We start from the raw sequence: 14,546 nt of genomic DNA on the forward strand, positions 1-14,546 counted from the left end.
GCGGACACCGCCTTCCCGTTCGCCCCGTCCACCTCCGCCGCCCCACCCCCGTCACCGCACTGTGCACCGCACAGCGCGATTGGTCCAGTCCAATCACAGAACGCGTAACGCATGAGTTACACTTCCCTTGTGAGTCAACTCCCCGCACCCGCCGAGGAGCCCGGGCCGCAGCAGCTGGATGCCGTGGCCGGGGCCCTCGCCGACCCCATACGCCGGAAGATCCTCGACATCCTGCGCACCGGCCCGCACTCCGCTGGCGGGATCGCCGGGCAGTTCACGGTCAGCCGCCCCGCGATCAGCCGCCATCTGCGCGTGCTCCGCGAGAGCGGCCTCGTCCGCGACGAGCCCGTCGGCAGGCAGCGGCTCTACGCGCTCGACGTGTCGCGGTTCGCCGGACTCGAGGAGTGGATCGGCCGGTTCACCCGCCCGTCCGGCTGGGAGCACCGGCTCGACGCGCTCGGCACCGAGGTCCACCGCACCCGCCGCGAACGCGAGCGGGAGCGCGAACGAGAACGGGGCCGGGATCGGGAGCGCGCCGCCGGGGCCGCCGGCAGCGGCACAACCCGTGGCGACACCGCCGTACAGCACTCCAAGGAGGAGCCCGCATGACCCCCTCACCGCACACCCCGCTGCCCACACCGACGCCCACCGGCCGTCTCGTACGCACCGCTGACGGCTACGACCTGGTCCTGACCCGTACGTTCCGCGCGCCCGTCGACGACGTGTGGGCGAGCGTCGCCGAACCCGAGCGCAGCGCACGCTGGTTCGGCGCGTGGCGCGGGGAGGGCGGGCCCGGGAAGACCATCGAGGTGCAGATGGCGTTCGAGGATGGGGCGCCCTGGTGCCCGATGCGCATCGACGCCTGCGAACCGCCGTACCGCCTGGCCGTCTCCATGCCCGGCGGTACGGACGAGCCGCAGGAGGCGGACGCGCCACAGGCGGAAGTGGCCGACGGGGCGGGCGAGGCCGAGTCCTGGCCCATGGAGCTGCTCCTGTCCGAGACCGACGGCACCACCGAACTCCGCCTCGTCCACCACCGCCCCACCGCCGAAGGGCTCGGCGAGATCGGCCCCGGCTGGGAGTACTACCTCGACATGCTCACCGCCGCACGCGACGGCGCCCCGCTGCCGGACTTCGACGACTACTACCCCTCCCAGCAGGCGTACTTCGAGGCACTGCCGCCGACGCCGCCCGCGCACGCCGGCTGAACCGGCGGCGTACGTACGCCCCGACCCGGACGTCCGCCGCGTACGTCCCGGCGCATGCCTCCCGGCGCGTAATGGCCGGATGTCCGCCCCCAGGTATCCACTCCGGTGCCGTTGGCGCAGGATGGAGCCATGACCGGCACGCCGCTCCCCGGAGGCTTCGTCAGCACCCCCGTACGCGTGGGCGACACGGTGCGCCGCGCCCCGTCGCCGCGCGCGGAGTACGTACGCCGCCTGCTGGACTTCCTCGCCGCCGCCGGCTGGGACGGCGCTCCGCGCCATCTCGGCACGGACGACGAGGGCCGCGAGGTGCTGAGTTACCTCCCCGGCCACGTCGCCTGGGAGCCGCCCGCCCAGCAGCCGCCCGCCGTCGGCTCGGACGAGGGCGTGGCGGAAGTGGCCGCGCTGGTACGGGAGTTCCACGATCTGACGGCCGGTACACCGCTGGCGGAGGGCCACGAGGTCGTCTGCCACAACGACCTGTCGCCCAAGAACACCGTCTACCGCGCCCGCCCTGGCGGCGACGCCACCGACGGGAACCTGCACCCGGTGGCCCTCCTCGACTGGGATCTGGCCGCACCCGGGCGCCGCGTGCACGATGTCGCCCACGTCTGCTGGCAGTTCCTGCGCCTCGGCCCGTCCGCCTCCGACCCCCGCGCGGCCGGTGCCCGCGTACGGCTGGTGTGCGACGCGTACGGTCTCGGGGACAGCGACCGCGCCGAACTCATCGAGGTGGTCCTGTGGTGGCAGGAACGCTGCTGGCGCGGCATCGAGGCCGAGGCGGAAGCGGGCGAGCCGCACGCGGTCACGCTGCGCGCGACGGGCGTACTGGACTCCGTACGGCATGCGGCCCACTGGGTCGCGGCGCACCGGGAGGAGTTGGAGGCGGGCGTGCGCCACGGCGGCTGAACAGCAGGGAGGGACAGACCCGGCGACGGTACGAACCGGAACCACCGGCATCACCGGATCCACCGGCCCGGCCCGCACGACCGGAGCCGGAACCGAAACGGGAACCGGAACCACAACGAGGGAACCCAGGGAGCGGATCGACATGAGGGACAGCGTCAGACAGCCCAGCGGCAGCGACACCATGGACAGCTCCCGCCCGCACTCGGCGCGGATCTGGAACTACCTGGTCGGCGGCAAGGACTTCTACCCCGTCGACGCCGAGGCCGCCGAACGCGTCCTCGCCGTCTTCCCCGGCATGCGCGACATCACCTTCCAGTCGCGGGCCTTCATCGGCCGCGTCGTACGCCACCTGGCGGGCGAGGCGGGCATACGGCAGTTCCTGGACATCGGCACCGGGCTGCCCACCCAGGACAACACGCACGAGGTCGCCCAGCGTGTCGCACCCGAGTGCCGGATCGTGTACGTGGACAACGACCCGCTCGTCCTCGCGCACGCCCGCGCCCTGCTGGCCAGTTCACCCGAGGGCGCGTGCGACTACATCGACGCCGACGTTCGCGACCCCGACAGGATCCTCCAACGGGCCGCCGACACCCTCGACTTCTCCCGCCCGGTCGGCCTGATGCTGATGGGCATCCTCGGCCTCGTCCCGGACTACGACGAGGCCCGCGACGTCGTACGCCGCCTGCTGGACGCCCTCCCGCCCGGCAGCTACCTCGGCCTGAACGACGGCTCCGCCACCGACCCCGCGTACGTGGAGGCCATCCGCCGCCACAACGAGAGCAGCGGCGCCACCCCGTACACCCCGCGCACCCCCGAGGAGATCACCGGCTTCTTCGACGGCTTGGAGATGCTCACCCCGGGCGTCGTGACGTGCTCGCAGTGGCGCCTGGAGATCGCCCCGTTCGGCACGCCGGAGGAGGTCGCGGTGTACGGGGGGCTGGCCCGCAAGAACTGACCCGCGCTCCGTATCGCCACGCTCTGCCTCGCCGCGGCCGACTCCTCGCGTGAAGGCCTCGCCGACCACGTGGGGGCGCTCCCGGCCGTCGAGATCGTGCATCTCGACTTCGCAGCGGTGTCCACCGTGTCCTCGCTGGTCCGGGAGGGCCACAGCTGGCGCATCGCGCACGCGGTGCACCTCGCGCGCCCTTCCCTGGAGTGGCCGGACGGGCTGCCGGTGCTGACGTCTGAACCGGATGCGTACGCGGCGCTGAAGCTCGTACGCACGCTGCGCGTCCCGTCGTAGCCGGGCCAACTGCCGTGCCCCGCACCGCAGGCGCGGGGGACGCGCTCGTACGGAGCGGGCGTACGGGCCGGGCGCCGCGTCGGTGGAAACCCGGGCGACAGCGGCCCGGCGCCCCGGCACCCTGGTGGCATGAAGGCCGAACGGACCGTACGCATCTCCAAGTACCTCGCCAAGCACCTGCGCCACCAGCCCGAACGCATCGGGCTCACGCTGGACCCGCACGGCTGGGCCGGGGTCGAGGACTTGCTGCGGGCCGCGGCGGCGCACGGGTTTCCGTTCAGCCGGGAGGAGTTGGCGGAGGTCGTCGCCTCCAACGACAAGCGCCGCTACGTACTCGACGCCGAACACGACCGCATACGCGCCAGCCAGGGCCACTCCGTCCCCGTCGAGCTGGACCTGCCCGCGGTGCCGCCGCCGGAGTGGCTGTACCACGGCACGGTGAGCCGCTTCGTGGCCGCGATCCGCGCGGAGGGCCTGCGGCCCATGAACCGGCACGCCGTGCACCTTTCCCCCGACCGCGGCACCGCCACCCGCGTCGGCGCGCGCCGCGGCAGGCCGGTCGTGCTGCCGGTGGCGGCGGGGGCGATGCACCGCGACGGGCACTCGTTCCGGGTGAGCGAGAACGGGGTGTGGCTCGCGGAGGCGGTGCCGCCCGCGTACATACGCTTCGCGGAACGCTGACGGCACCGGCCAGGCGGCTCCCCGCTCAACTCCCCGCTCCCCGGGCCCTGGACCCCGGGCCACAGGCCCAGGCCCCAGGCCGCGTTACGCCTCGCCGGGGATCTCCGCGCCGTACGGCATGCCCGCCGCGATGTACCCCTCGTAGACCGGCCGCCACGGCTCCGCCTCGGGGCCGTGCGGGTCGCCGCCAGGCTCGGCAGCCGGGCCACCGTCCTGCTCGTCGCCGCTGAGGTGCCGGTCCAGGCTGAGGTGCCGGTCCAGTTCGCCGAGGCAGACGTGCCAGCCTGCGGCGTTGCGGGCGGCGGTGTCGCGCGCCTCCAGCACGTTGATCAGGGTGAGCGTGCAGCCGCCCGCGTCGGGGTCGGCGGGGGTGCCGGGCGCGACTTCGAGGATCAGTTCGTCGCGGTGCCAGGTGAACGCGAGGGCGTGCGGCGGCTCGTAGCGCAGGACTTCGCCGGTGGTGGACTCCAGGTTCGGGTCGTCGGAGAATTCGATGGTGCCGCCCTTCCTCGGCTCGATGCGCACCGTCGACGGGAACCAGTGGCGGAGGCCCTCGGGTTCGGAGACGGCGGCCCAGACCCGTTCGACGGGGTGCTGCGGGTAGCTGCGGCGGAAGCGGACGGCAGGGCGGCCGTCGTGCTCGATGTAACTTCCGTTGTCCACGATGCGGGAGTTCATGGCGATCTGCTCCTTACTCGTCCCGGCCGGTGGCTTCGTGAGTCTCTTCGTCCTCCGCGACCCGGGCGTCGAGGTGGCGGTCGAGTGCATCGAGGCGGGCGTTCCAGAGGCGCCTGTACGGCGCGAGCCAGATGTCCAACTCGGCGATGGGGCCCGGCTCGAGGCCGTACACGCGGCGCTGCGCGTCGACCCGTACGTGTACGAGGCCCGCCTCGCGCAGCACCCGCAGGTGCTTCGACACGGTGGGCTGCGTGGTGCCCAGGCGGTCGACCAGCTCGCCGACCGTACGGTCGCGCTCGCGCAGCAGATCGAGTACGGCCCGGCGCCGGGCGTCCACGAGGGCCGACCAGATTGTGTCCTTCACACGGCGAATATACGCGGCTGGCTATATACCGGTCAAGGCATACGAGGCCGAGCGCGAGCGAGGACCGCCCGCAGCGCCTGGTCGGCGACCAGCAGCCCCGCGACGGCCGACAGGAACGCACCGCCCACACCCAACCGGGGCAGCGCCACGGCCAGGACGAGCAGAAAGCCGACGGTGCCCGCCGTCGACGACAGCGCCCCGCGCAGCAGGTCGGCGGCGGCGCCCGGCCCGCCCGTACGGTGCACCGCGGGCGCCATCACGGCCAGCAGCACCGGCAGCGAACAGAGCACCCCGCCCGCGTACGAGCCGAGCACCCCCGCCGCGGCCACCGCCCCGACGACCGTCGCGCCGGAGAGCGCCATCCGCAACGGCGTCTCCCACGCGTCCCACGCGCGCGGGCGGCGCGGCGGCCCGGCGTCGGGCGGGGCGGCGGGCCAGGTCAGCAGGGCGGTGACGACCACGGTCAGGGCGAGCAGCGCGGTCACGCCCGGGACGCCCGCCGAACCGGCCGCGCCGCCGAGGCCGCCGGCCGCGCCCAGGCCAACGCTCAGGCCAACGCCGAGGCCGGCGGCCGCGCCCGACACGAGCAGCGCGTACGCCAGTGCCCGCGCGGGGCGCGCACGCGCCGCAAGCCGCCCGTACACGAGGCAGAACGCGGCGACGACCAGCTGTCCCGCGACGCTGCCCTGCGCCGCACGCACCGCCGCACCGGGCCCGTACTCCGCGCACACCAGGAGCAGGAACGGCCCCGACGTCGTCGGCGCCCCCAGCAACCGCCCACCGCGGCGCGGCCCCAGCCGCCGGGCGACGACCGAGGCGAGGAGGACGACGGACGGCGCGAGAGCGGCACGGAAAAGCAGGATCTCCATGGCCGCGACGCTGCCAGGAAACGTGCCGAGATTGGCTCGGCATTCACGGCGCTACGCGGTGTCCCTCCGCGGTATCCGCGGGGCTTACGGCAATCCGCCGAGAATCCCTAGACTGCGGATATGAGCCGTGCCGACCGTCCTGACCGTCCCGACCGCCCCGGCGCCCACGAGCGCCTGGACCGCATCGACCGCGAACTGCTCGCCCTCCTCCTGACCGACGCCCGCGCCACGTACCAGGACCTGGGCCGCCGCGTACGCCTCTCCGCCAACACCGTCGCCGACCGCGTACGCCGCCTCCGCAAGTCCGGCGTCATCCGCGGCTACCGCGCCGAACTCGACCTCGCCGTCCTCGGCCACGGCATGGAGATGCTCAGCGACGTCCGTCTGCGCGAGGCCACCGACCGGGCCGTCTTCGAGCAGCAACTGGCCGACGTACCGCAGGTGGTGGGCGCCATGCGGCTCACCGGCGAGTACGACTACCAGCTGCGTGTCGTCTGCGCCGACGCCCGCGAGTTCGAGACGGTCATCGACGGGCTCAAGCGCGAGTTGGGCGTACGGGAGCTGCGCAGCCGTCTGCTCCTGCACGAAGTGCCCCTCCGCCCGGAACGCATCCTGGACGCCTGACGCGCCCGGCCCCCGCCTGACCGGTGGCGCGCCGCGCACCAGCCGCTAGGGTGCAGTCCTCCACGCAAACGCGCACGCCCGCGCGGACAACGCACGCACAGCACGCACGCACAGCACGCATCACGCGCATCGCACGCGCGCCGCACGCACGCACGCACGCACGCACGCAGCAACGTACGGGGACAGGGGACACCGGTGCCGATCATCGTCGCCAAGCTCGTCCAGGCCGTCCGTGCCCGCGTACGCGGCTGGCGCGCTGCGCTCGCCGTGGCGCTGTTCGTCTTCGTCACCAGCTGGCTCGCGATGTGGCTGGCCGAGCCCGCCTCGAACGCGATCTCCGAACCCGGCACGTACTGGTGGTGGTTCCTCGTCACGAGCGCCACCGTCGGCTACGGCGACGTCTTCCCGGAGTCCGGCGCCGGCCGCGTCATCGGGGCGTACGTCATCGTCGGCGGCATCGTCGCGCTGACCATCCTGTTCACCGAGCTGGCCGCGAGCATCCAGGCCGTGAAGGGAAAACGCATGAAGGGCGCCGTCGGCCTCGACCTCAGCGACCACATCGTCATCCTCGGCTACACCCCGGGCCGCACCGAACGGATCGTCGCCGAACTCCTCCTGGAACACCGCTCCCAGCTCGTGCTGTGCGCCTGGGACGAGACGCCGGAGCACCCGATGCCCGAGCAGGAGCAAGTCCTGTTCGTACGGGGCGACCTGACCGACGTGGACGTCCTCACCCGCGCGTGCGTACCGCGCGCCGCCACCGTCGTCATCGACGCCCGCGACGACAACGAGGCCCTGGCCGTCGCCGTCGCCGTCGACCACCTCAGCCCCGACGCGCACCTCGTCGCCGCCCTCCGCGACATGAGCCGCAGCAAGCACCTCCACTACGTCAACGCCCGCGCCCAGTGCGTCCAGTGGCACACCCCCAGCCTGCTCACGGAGGAGACGCTGGACCCCGGCATCACCGAGGTGTACGCGGACCTGATGAGCGGCGCGGGCGGCGGCAACACGTACTCGACGCGCCTCCCCGCCTCCCTCTCCGGCCAGACCTTCGGCGACTGCCAGACCCGCCTCGGCCGCGACTACGGCGCGACGGTGATCGCCGTACGCCAGAACAGCACGCTCCTGGTGGCCCCCGCCTGGGACGTACGCCTGAACACGGACGCGGTCCTCTACTACCTGGCGGGCGAACGCATCGCCCCTGACGCCCTGCGCTGAACGCTCCCGCGTACGGGGCCCTCGTACGGACGCAAGGAACGGCCCGTCCCGGTCAGTCGCGGAGCAGCCAGGCGTCGTAGCCGCGTTCCCGCAGGCGCTCGAAGGATTCTCGGACCTGCTCCGGAACCTCTTGCGGGATGGCGAAACCGCGATGCGGATACTCCATGACGCGGTGCGTGTCCCCCACCATCATGGCGATGAACTCCGCCTCGTCGTCCCGCGCCTTGGCATACTCGTCGAAGGCCACCGTCTGCGAGGCGCAGACCGGCTCGACCTGAGGCCATCGCCTGCGACACGTCGCGTAAGCCCGCCGCTGCATGTACGGCATGCAGACCAGCAAGACCGAACGCACCTCCACCCCGGCGTCCTCCAGCATGTCGCGGGCGAAGTCGATGTTCTGCCCGGTGTTGGTGGCGCGCGGCTCCAGCATGATCGCCTCCTTCGGCATGCCCAGGGCGAGGGCTTCCTCGCGGAAGTGAACCGCCTCGCCACGCGGGAAACGTCCGCGGGTCGCCGCCGTACTGCCGCCCGTGAAGACCACCGTGGGAAAGAGGCCCGCGCGGTAGAACTCGGCCACCGCGGAGACGACACCGAGGTCGCAGCCTCCGAGAGCGACAGCAGCCGACACCGGCCGGGCCGGCTGGTGCATGAGGTGGAAGTCCCACAGCACCCGGGCGTCTTCCCGGTCAGCCTCGGTGGTCGGATTCACACGTGCTCCTCGCTGTCGCGGATGGTGGTGATGCTGCGCAGCTGGTGTTTCAGCCCGTGCCGTCCGGCGGTGGCAGCGGTCCGGTCCAGGGTGGCACGCGCCTCGTCGGCGGTCGCGGGGTCGGACAGCAGGATGTGCGCGTGCGCGGTGTCGAGCTGCACGTGCTCCAGCGGCGAGTTCGGACGTCCGGCCGAGCGGGCCGTCTCGATGCAGGACAGGGCACGGGCGAGGTTTCCCGCGCCACGATGGGCCAGGGCGAGCTTCTGCTGGGACACCGCCCACTCCCCGGGTTCCGCCAGGTCGTAGAAATCCCGCGCTGCTGCCCGCATGAGCGCGATGGCCGACTCGTTGTGACCCTGCTTGGCCACCGCGGTGCCGATCCAGAGCCGGGCCCGCACCCGGTCACACTTGCTCAGCCGCTCGTCCTCGGCGAGCACTCCGTAACGGGAGGCGGCATACGCAAGTCGGCCGGACATCTCCGCGACGACGGCGAGCGAAAGCTCGACCTGCGCGGCCCGGCGCGGGATGCCGAGTCCGACGAACATGCCGTGCGCGTCGCCGTACAGCGACGTCGCGGTGACGAGGTCTTGGACCGTGCCTTGCAGACGCCGTATGTCGCCGTTGAGCGTGAGCGACCGCGCGTAGAGGTACCGTCCTTTCTCGTCCAAGTCGCGCGGTGAGACGCGCCGTAACCACCGGTCCAGCAGGGCCCCGGCGAAGCCGAAGTCCTGGCGGCTCAGGCAGACCACGGCCCGCTCCAGATCGTCAGCCCAGGTCTCGTACTCCGCCACGGTCGGCGCCGCGTGCCCGAACCGCCGGGCCGTGGCGCCCTGTTCGGCCAGCAGGAGCGCGAAGCGCTCTGTGGCGGCGGCGTCCGCCCGTGCGAGGACGGTGTCGAGGATGGCCTGGCTGTCCGCCTGTGGCCTCGTGCCGTCCAGCAGTCTTTCCCATTTGGAGACGGTGTTGACCGCCACGCCCAGGTGTTCGGCGAAGCCGCGGACGCTCTCGCGCAGGGCAACCCGCAGGGCCCTGGCTTCCAGACCGGTCCACTGATGCACGGTGGCCACGTGTCGCTCCTCTCCGACGGCCATGGAAGCACGGCGTGAGCGGGGGAGGGGCGGGAGTGGGACAGAAGTGGGACAGCGGTTGATTCCGTGCCGGAGCGCGAGCGGACAGGCTCGAAGGACCAGCCTCACCCCCGGCTTCGGAGGGTCTGCCGTGGAATCCCCCACCGAGCTTCACCCGGTCACCTGTGGCGTCGTGCCGACGGCCTCCCATCCATGGCCTCGGGTCATAACCGCCGAGCTCGGGCGAGGGATCGGCAACCAAGGGATCGAGAGGACCGGAGAGAAGTGAGGCCAGCTGTGCCGGAAACGCTGCACAAGTACTTCGCCGCCCAACGGCCGTCGGTCGGCTTGGCGCGCCAGTTCGTGCTCACCACGCTGTCGTCGTGGGGGATCACCGGTGATCCGGCCGAGGACATCCGCCTGTGCGCATCGGAGCTGGTCTCCAACGCCCTGGTCCACGGCACCCGCCGCGGTCACGGCTTTCTCGTACGCCTCACCGCGGAGGTGGACTGCGTACGCCTGGAGGTCCATGACAGCCGCGACCCCGCCCCCGCGCGCCACCCCCGCGTGCGCCACGCCGCCGACACGGACACCACCGGACGCGGGCTGCGCATCGTGGATTCGCTGGCCGACGGCTGGGGCGTCGAGGACCGCGACCCGTACGGCAAGATCGTGTGGTCCCGCTTCAAGGCCGTGCCCGAGCCCCAGCCGGTTCGACCCGCGCCAGCCCCTGCACGGGTCACGCCCCGAAGGTGAGGGTGCAGCGAGGGCGCAGCAGGTCAGAGCTGGGCGAGGGCGTCCGAGGCGATCTTCTCGAAGACCGTCTGGTCCGCCGCGAACCGGGAATCCGGCAGCGGCCAGTGCAGCACGATCTCGTCGAAGCCCAGCCCGGCGTACGTCCCGGCGAAGTCGACGAACGCGTCCACCGAGTCGAGCAGCCGGTCCGGGGTGAAGCCGGTCAGCAGCACCTTGCGCGGGCCGTCCGCGTCGCGCCCCTCCGCCGCGTCCGTCGCGCAGGCGGCGGCCAGCCGGTCGAGCTGGGCGGCGATCGCCGTACGGGAGCGGGCGGGGGTCGCGTCGGGCGCGTTGGACACCTTCGGGTCTCCCGTGGTCACCCACGCCTGGCCGTACCGCGCGGCCAGCCGCATCCCGCGCGGGCCGGTCGCGGCCACGGCGAACGGTATGCGCGGGCGCTGCACGCAGCCGGGGAGCATCCGGACCTCATGCGCGGAGTAGTACGTCCCCGTGTGCGTCGTGACGTCCTGCGTCAGCAGGGTGTCGAGCAAGGCCACGAACTCCCCGAAACGGTCCGCCCGTTCGCGCACCGGCCACGGCTCCCGGCCGAGCGCCGTGGCGTCCGCGCTCGCGCTGCCCGCGCCGACGCCGAGGGTGACGCGGCCGCCGGATATGTCGTCCAGCGAGACCAGCTCCTTGGCGAGGGTCACCGGGTGCCGGAAGTTCGGCGACGTGACGAGGGTGCCGAGCCGCAGCCGCGACGTGGCGCCGGCCGCCGCGGTCATTGTCGGCACGGCGCCGAACCAGGGGCCGTCGCGGAACGGCTCACGCCAGGACAGGTGGTCGTACGTGTACGCGGTGTGGAACCCGAGCTCCTCGGCCCGCTGCCACACCTCCCGACCGCCGTCCGCCCAGCGGTGTACGGGCAGGATGCAGGTGCTCAGTCGCATGCGGCGATCCTATTCGGCGCCACTGACAACGAGCGGCCCCGCCGCCTGCCGTACGTACGGCCCCGGGCCGTCGCGCTTTCCGCCGGACCCTCGCCGTGGCGGTGCGCCACCGCGGCGGCGGGAGGGGGTGCCAGCTGGCGCCCCGCCGCGATGGCGGAAGTCCGGCGATGTGGCCAAGCGCGAGCCGTACGTGCCGCCCGCAGCGGGCGAACCCCCCGCCGAAGCGGCGGAGAAAGGCCGGTGGGTGGGGCATGCATGGCTCAGACGCGCGACCCCGTGCACGCCTGTGCACCCGCTACGGGAAGATGGGGGTGTGACCGAGCCTCCCGCGCGCCCCGCCCACGACTGCCCCCCTGGCCTCCGGCGAGCAGGTCAGGTGTGTCAAGCAGCCCGCCCCGCGCCCCCCCCCGCGTGCCACCGTCCCCGGTCGCACCCCGCCCCCCGCCCCGGACCTCGGCCCTGGCCTGCACGAACGAGGTATGCACCCGCATACCGGGCAGGATCAGTCGCGGCACCGCGCCATGGTGCACAGCACCGCACGGCCCGGTCGACAGAATTCCCGGCCTCGCACGCGGCGGCGGCGAGCGATGAGTTTCGCCGCCGCCGCCCGTCTGTCCCGGTACGCACGAACGACCCACCCCTTCGCACGGTGGGCGCCCCGGGACGAGGAGCAGGAACCATGCAGAAGATCACGACCTACCTGTGGTTCGACGACCAGGCGGAAGAAGCCGACGACCACCACGATCATTGCTACGCCGAATCCGGTCATCCCGAGCCCCCGTTCTCGTCTCCATGGCGGCCCTCTGCCCCTCTCGCCGACGCGAGAACCGGCCGCCCTTCGTGTGACGCGTATTTCCGCAGGCGCCCCGCTCCATACCGGGTTTGAGGGAGTTCAGAGCTTCGCGGGCGTCGGGGCAGCCGTCATCTCGGCCGGGTCGGGGGCGAGTTCGGGACCCGGGCGGGTGCGCGGGCGGCGGCGTCAGGTGCCGGACGCCGCGTCCTCCAGAGTCTGGATGTCGATCTTCTGCATCTTCAGCATGGCCTTCATGGCCCGTTCCGCCCGGGCCGGGTCCGGGTCGGTCAGGAGGTCGGTGAGGCGGCGCGGGATGATCTGCCAGGACAGGCCGTATCTGTCGCGGAGCCAGCCGCACGCGGTGGGTTCGCCGCCGCCGCTGAGCAGCTTGTCCCAGAGGTCGTCCACCTCTTCCTGGGACTCGCAGTCGACGTAGAGCGAGACGGCCTCGGTGAACGGGAACTGAGGGCCGCCGTTCAGGGCGATGAAGCGCTGCCCCGCGAGCTCGAAGGTGACGATCATGACCGCGCCGGGCTCGCCCGGGCCGGCCTCGCCGTAGCGCTGGATCTCGAGGATCCGGGAGTTGTCGAAGATCGAGGTGTAGTGCCGGGCGGCCTCTTCCGCCTGGTCGTCGAACCACAGGTAGGTCGTGATCTTCTGCATGGTTCCTGCTCCTCGTCCCGGGGCGCCCCCCGTGCGAAGGGGTGGGTCGTTCGTGCGTACCGGGACAGACGGGCGGCGGCGGCGAAACTCATCGCTCGCCGCCGCCGCGTGCGAGGCCGTGAATTCTGTCGACCGGGCCGTGCGGTGCTGTGCACAATGGCGCGGTGCCGCGACTGATCATGCCCGATATGCGGGTGCATACCTCGTTCGTGCAGGCCATGGCCGAGTTCCGCGCCGAGGGGCGGGGTGCGACCGGGGACGGTTCCACGCTGGGCAGGGCCCTGCGCGAGTACGGCTCGCGGTGGCACGACCCGGCCGTCTTCGCCGAGTACGTGGAGGCCGTACGGGCGGACGCGCGTCCGCAGCCCACCCGCGCCGACGGCATGGTGCCGTGCACCACGCTCTGGTACGTGGACGGCGACGCGTACCTCGGCCGGCTCGCGATCCGGCACAGCCTCACGCCCTGGCTGCTGGAGTGGGGCGGGCACGTCGGGTACGACGTACGGCCCTCCGCGCGGCGCCGCGGGCACGCGACGGCGATGCTGCGCGACGCGCTGCCGGTCGCGTACGAGCGGCTCGGCCTCGAGTCCGTACTCGTCACCTGTGACGAGGGCAACGTTGCATCGCGCAAGGTGATCGAAGCGTGCGGAGGCTCGTACGAGGATTTGCGCAGCGGGAAGTTGCGCTACTGGGTGCGGGCCGCTCCGTAGCCCCGGGGCGGGCCCTCGTCCGGGCCTTCGTCCGTCTCCTCTGGGTCGTCCGGGTCGTCCGGGCTGCCCGGGTCGCGGCCGCCCGGGTGGCGGTGGCGCCAGATCCAGAAGACCGTGCAGGACAGGACCGCCCACCCGGCCAGCACGAGATACGGCTGCGCGTGCTGGTAGCCGGGGAAGTACACCGCCGTGTGCTGCGCGTTGACGGAGGCGCCCGGCGGGAGCCAGCGGCCGATCGTGCCCAGTACGGACGGCAGCAGCGGCCACGAGACGGCGCCGCCCGAGGACGGGTTGCCGAGCAGCACCATCAGGCCCCACGTCGGGAGCACCGCCCAGCGCCCGACGAGGGTGTTGAACATCGTGAACACCATCCCGGACGCGAACATCGTGAGGGAGAGGATCGACCACGACTGCAGGAACGGAAGGTCGATCGCGGTCAGCAGCCAGTCCACGACGGCGCAGATCGAGAACCCGCCGAGGAGCGCGTACGCGGCGGTGAAGGCGATGCGTTCCGGCGGGTTGAGTTCGCGGCTGTGCACGCTCAGCTGGACCGCGCCGAGGAAGCCGATGATGACGGCGGCGAGTGAGATGTAGAAGAGGGCGAGGCCGCGGGGGTCGCCGCGGTCCAGCGGTTTGAGGTCGCCGACCTCGACCCGTACGCCCGTCTTCTCGCCGACCTTCGGCGCGGTGTTCGTGAGCAGCTGCGAGACGGAGGCGCCGGCGGCGCTCGCGACGTCCATCCGCAGCGAACCGTCGCGGGGTAGGCGCAGCACGGCGAACACCTTCTGCGCCTCGACCGCCTCTTTCGCGTCCTCGAACGACGCCTCCCGGCGCAGCTCCAGCGACGAGCCGAGCGCCTTCTCCATGCCGGCGACGAACCGCGCGCGCTCGTTCGCGTCGTGGGCCTTGCCCACGACGGCGACGGGGATGTGGTGCGGGGTCGGGTCGGCCATCGCGTACGTGTACGAGCCCGCGAACAGGCCCGCCGCGGCGGCGAGGATCAGCGCCACGACCGTGGCCGGGAAGAAGTGGGAGTTGCGGAACGCCGTCCACGCGGAGGTTGCCGGCCGCGGGGGCGGATCCTGAGGCTGATCGCTCATGCGAATCACCTTAAACCGGGGGTAATCG

18 protein-coding genes are annotated in these 14,546 nt (G+C 72.5%); 10 read left to right on the forward strand and 8 right to left on the reverse strand.

What is annotated here, in order from left to right:
- The first annotated feature begins 129 nt into the window (after positions 1 to 129).
- The 6 genes from DVA86_RS21135 (at position 130) to DVA86_RS21160 (ending at position 4,038) form a co-directional block, all read left to right on the forward strand.
- Positions 130 to 609, forward strand: coding sequence for an ArsR/SmtB family transcription factor (locus DVA86_RS21135; RefSeq protein WP_245996837.1), 480 nt, complete (start codon positions 130 to 132; stop codon positions 607 to 609).
- Positions 606 to 1,208: an SRPBCC family protein gene (locus DVA86_RS21140; protein ID WP_208880525.1), complete on the forward strand. Its 603-nt coding sequence runs from the start codon at positions 606 to 608 to the stop codon at positions 1,206 to 1,208. The genes DVA86_RS21135 and DVA86_RS21140 overlap by 4 nt, the downstream gene beginning before the upstream one ends.
- A gap of 129 nt (positions 1,209 to 1,337) precedes the next feature.
- Complete coding sequence (locus DVA86_RS21145; RefSeq protein WP_208880526.1) at positions 1,338 to 2,114, forward strand: phosphotransferase; 777 nt, start codon at positions 1,338 to 1,340, stop codon at positions 2,112 to 2,114.
- Positions 2,115 to 2,256: 142 nt separating this feature from the next.
- On the forward strand, positions 2,257 to 3,069 hold the full coding sequence (locus tag DVA86_RS21150; RefSeq protein WP_208880528.1) for an SAM-dependent methyltransferase: 813 nt from the start codon (positions 2,257 to 2,259) through the stop codon (positions 3,067 to 3,069).
- Between the two features lie 69 nt (positions 3,070 to 3,138).
- On the forward strand, positions 3,139 to 3,357 hold the full coding sequence (locus DVA86_RS21155; protein ID WP_208880530.1) for a PIN domain-containing protein: 219 nt from the start codon (positions 3,139 to 3,141) through the stop codon (positions 3,355 to 3,357).
- A gap of 129 nt (positions 3,358 to 3,486) precedes the next feature.
- Positions 3,487 to 4,038: an RNA 2'-phosphotransferase gene (locus DVA86_RS21160; protein WP_208880532.1), complete on the forward strand. Its 552-nt coding sequence runs from the start codon at positions 3,487 to 3,489 to the stop codon at positions 4,036 to 4,038.
- 84 nt (positions 4,039 to 4,122) lie between these two features.
- Here the strand turns inward: DVA86_RS21160 and DVA86_RS21165 are convergent, their stop codons facing one another.
- Genes DVA86_RS21165 through DVA86_RS21175 form a run of 3 tightly spaced genes read right to left on the reverse strand, consistent with a single transcriptional unit; the run spans position 4,123 to position 5,949 of the window.
- The gene (locus DVA86_RS21165) at positions 4,123 to 4,716 is read right to left on the reverse strand and encodes an SRPBCC family protein (RefSeq protein WP_222623343.1); all 594 of its coding nucleotides are present in this window, start codon (positions 4,714 to 4,716) and stop codon (positions 4,123 to 4,125) included.
- A 13-nt stretch (positions 4,717 to 4,729) separates the two neighbouring features.
- Positions 4,730 to 5,080: an ArsR/SmtB family transcription factor gene (locus DVA86_RS21170; protein WP_208880534.1), complete on the reverse strand. Its 351-nt coding sequence runs from the start codon at positions 5,078 to 5,080 to the stop codon at positions 4,730 to 4,732.
- A gap of 32 nt (positions 5,081 to 5,112) precedes the next feature.
- Positions 5,113 to 5,949 (reverse strand): hypothetical protein, encoded by an 837-nt coding sequence (locus DVA86_RS21175; RefSeq protein WP_208880536.1) that lies wholly within the window; start codon positions 5,947 to 5,949, stop codon positions 5,113 to 5,115.
- Positions 5,950 to 6,069: 120 nt separating this feature from the next.
- Between DVA86_RS21175 and DVA86_RS21180 the strand changes: the two genes are divergently transcribed.
- Both DVA86_RS21180 and DVA86_RS21185 read left to right on the forward strand, forming a co-directional pair.
- Positions 6,070 to 6,573 carry an Lrp/AsnC family transcriptional regulator gene (locus DVA86_RS21180; RefSeq protein ID WP_222623344.1) on the forward strand — a complete coding sequence of 168 codons (504 nt, stop codon included), beginning with the start codon at positions 6,070 to 6,072 and terminating at the stop codon, positions 6,571 to 6,573.
- Positions 6,574 to 6,768: 195 nt separating this feature from the next.
- Positions 6,769 to 7,791 carry an ion channel gene (locus tag DVA86_RS21185; RefSeq protein WP_208880538.1) on the forward strand — a complete coding sequence of 341 codons (1,023 nt, stop codon included), beginning with the start codon at positions 6,769 to 6,771 and terminating at the stop codon, positions 7,789 to 7,791.
- Between the two features lie 52 nt (positions 7,792 to 7,843).
- Here DVA86_RS21185 and DVA86_RS21190 read toward each other — a convergent pair whose 3' ends face one another.
- A complete protein-coding gene (locus tag DVA86_RS21190; protein ID WP_208884955.1) occupies positions 7,844 to 8,440 on the reverse strand; it encodes a YdcF family protein in 597 nt (198 codons plus the stop codon).
- A gap of 56 nt (positions 8,441 to 8,496) precedes the next feature.
- Positions 8,497 to 9,567, reverse strand: a complete 1,071-nt coding sequence (locus tag DVA86_RS21195) for a helix-turn-helix domain-containing protein (RefSeq protein WP_208880540.1) — start codon at positions 9,565 to 9,567, stop codon at positions 8,497 to 8,499.
- Between the two features lie 297 nt (positions 9,568 to 9,864).
- Between DVA86_RS21195 and DVA86_RS21200 the strand changes: the two genes are divergently transcribed.
- Entirely contained in the window at positions 9,865 to 10,323 is a 459-nt protein-coding gene (locus DVA86_RS21200) for an ATP-binding protein (RefSeq protein WP_245996850.1), read from the forward strand.
- A 23-nt stretch (positions 10,324 to 10,346) separates the two neighbouring features.
- Here the strand turns inward: DVA86_RS21200 and DVA86_RS21205 are convergent, their stop codons facing one another.
- Both DVA86_RS21205 and DVA86_RS21210 read right to left on the reverse strand, forming a co-directional pair.
- Positions 10,347 to 11,252 (reverse strand): LLM class flavin-dependent oxidoreductase, encoded by a 906-nt coding sequence (locus DVA86_RS21205; protein WP_208880544.1) that lies wholly within the window; start codon positions 11,250 to 11,252, stop codon positions 10,347 to 10,349.
- A 979-nt stretch (positions 11,253 to 12,231) separates the two neighbouring features.
- Complete coding sequence (locus DVA86_RS21210; protein WP_208880546.1) at positions 12,232 to 12,708, reverse strand: VOC family protein; 477 nt, start codon at positions 12,706 to 12,708, stop codon at positions 12,232 to 12,234.
- Between the two features lie 218 nt (positions 12,709 to 12,926).
- Here DVA86_RS21210 and DVA86_RS21215 point away from each other — a divergent pair, with 218 nt between their 5' ends.
- The gene (locus DVA86_RS21215) at positions 12,927 to 13,418 is read left to right on the forward strand and encodes a GNAT family N-acetyltransferase (RefSeq protein ID WP_208884956.1); all 492 of its coding nucleotides are present in this window, start codon (positions 12,927 to 12,929) and stop codon (positions 13,416 to 13,418) included.
- Here DVA86_RS21215 and DVA86_RS21220 read toward each other — a convergent pair.
- Positions 13,394 to 14,518 carry an ABC transporter permease gene (locus tag DVA86_RS21220; protein ID WP_245996851.1) on the reverse strand — a complete coding sequence of 375 codons (1,125 nt, stop codon included), beginning with the start codon at positions 14,516 to 14,518 and terminating at the stop codon, positions 13,394 to 13,396. The two genes, DVA86_RS21215 and DVA86_RS21220, sit on opposite strands and share 25 nt — an antisense overlap.
- Positions 14,519 to 14,546: the final 28 nt, after the last annotated feature.

It is taken from the genome of Streptomyces armeniacus (assembly GCF_003355155.1).
Classification (GTDB): domain Bacteria; phylum Actinomycetota; class Actinomycetes; order Streptomycetales; family Streptomycetaceae; genus Streptomyces; species Streptomyces armeniacus.

Bases quoted from the DNA above. Each gene is read 5' to 3' on its own strand.
- DVA86_RS21140 (WP_208880525.1), top strand. From the start codon at position 606: ATGACCCCCTCACCGCACACCCCGCTGCCCACACCGACGCCCACCGGC.
- DVA86_RS21145 (WP_208880526.1), top strand. From the start codon at position 1,338: ATGACCGGCACGCCGCTCCCCGGAGGCTTCGTCAGCACCCCCGTACGC.
- DVA86_RS21150 (WP_208880528.1), top strand. From the start codon at position 2,257: ATGAGGGACAGCGTCAGACAGCCCAGCGGCAGCGACACCATGGACAGC.
- DVA86_RS21160 (WP_208880532.1), top strand. From the start codon at position 3,487: ATGAAGGCCGAACGGACCGTACGCATCTCCAAGTACCTCGCCAAGCAC.
- DVA86_RS21165 (WP_222623343.1), bottom strand. From the start codon at position 4,716: ATGAACTCCCGCATCGTGGACAACGGAAGTTACATCGAGCACGACGGC.
- DVA86_RS21175 (WP_208880536.1), bottom strand. From the start codon at position 5,949: ATGGAGATCCTGCTTTTCCGTGCCGCTCTCGCGCCGTCCGTCGTCCTC.
- DVA86_RS21180 (WP_222623344.1), top strand. From the start codon at position 6,070: ATGAGCCGTGCCGACCGTCCTGACCGTCCCGACCGCCCCGGCGCCCAC.
- DVA86_RS21190 (WP_208884955.1), bottom strand. From the start codon at position 8,440: ATGCACCAGCCGGCCCGGCCGGTGTCGGCTGCTGTCGCTCTCGGAGGC.
- DVA86_RS21205 (WP_208880544.1), bottom strand. From the start codon at position 11,252: ATGCGACTGAGCACCTGCATCCTGCCCGTACACCGCTGGGCGGACGGC.
- DVA86_RS21210 (WP_208880546.1), bottom strand. From the start codon at position 12,708: ATGCAGAAGATCACGACCTACCTGTGGTTCGACGACCAGGCGGAAGAG.
- DVA86_RS21215 (WP_208884956.1), top strand. From the start codon at position 12,927: ATGGCCGAGTTCCGCGCCGAGGGGCGGGGTGCGACCGGGGACGGTTCC.
- DVA86_RS21220 (WP_245996851.1), bottom strand. From the start codon at position 14,518: ATGAGCGATCAGCCTCAGGATCCGCCCCCGCGGCCGGCAACCTCCGCG.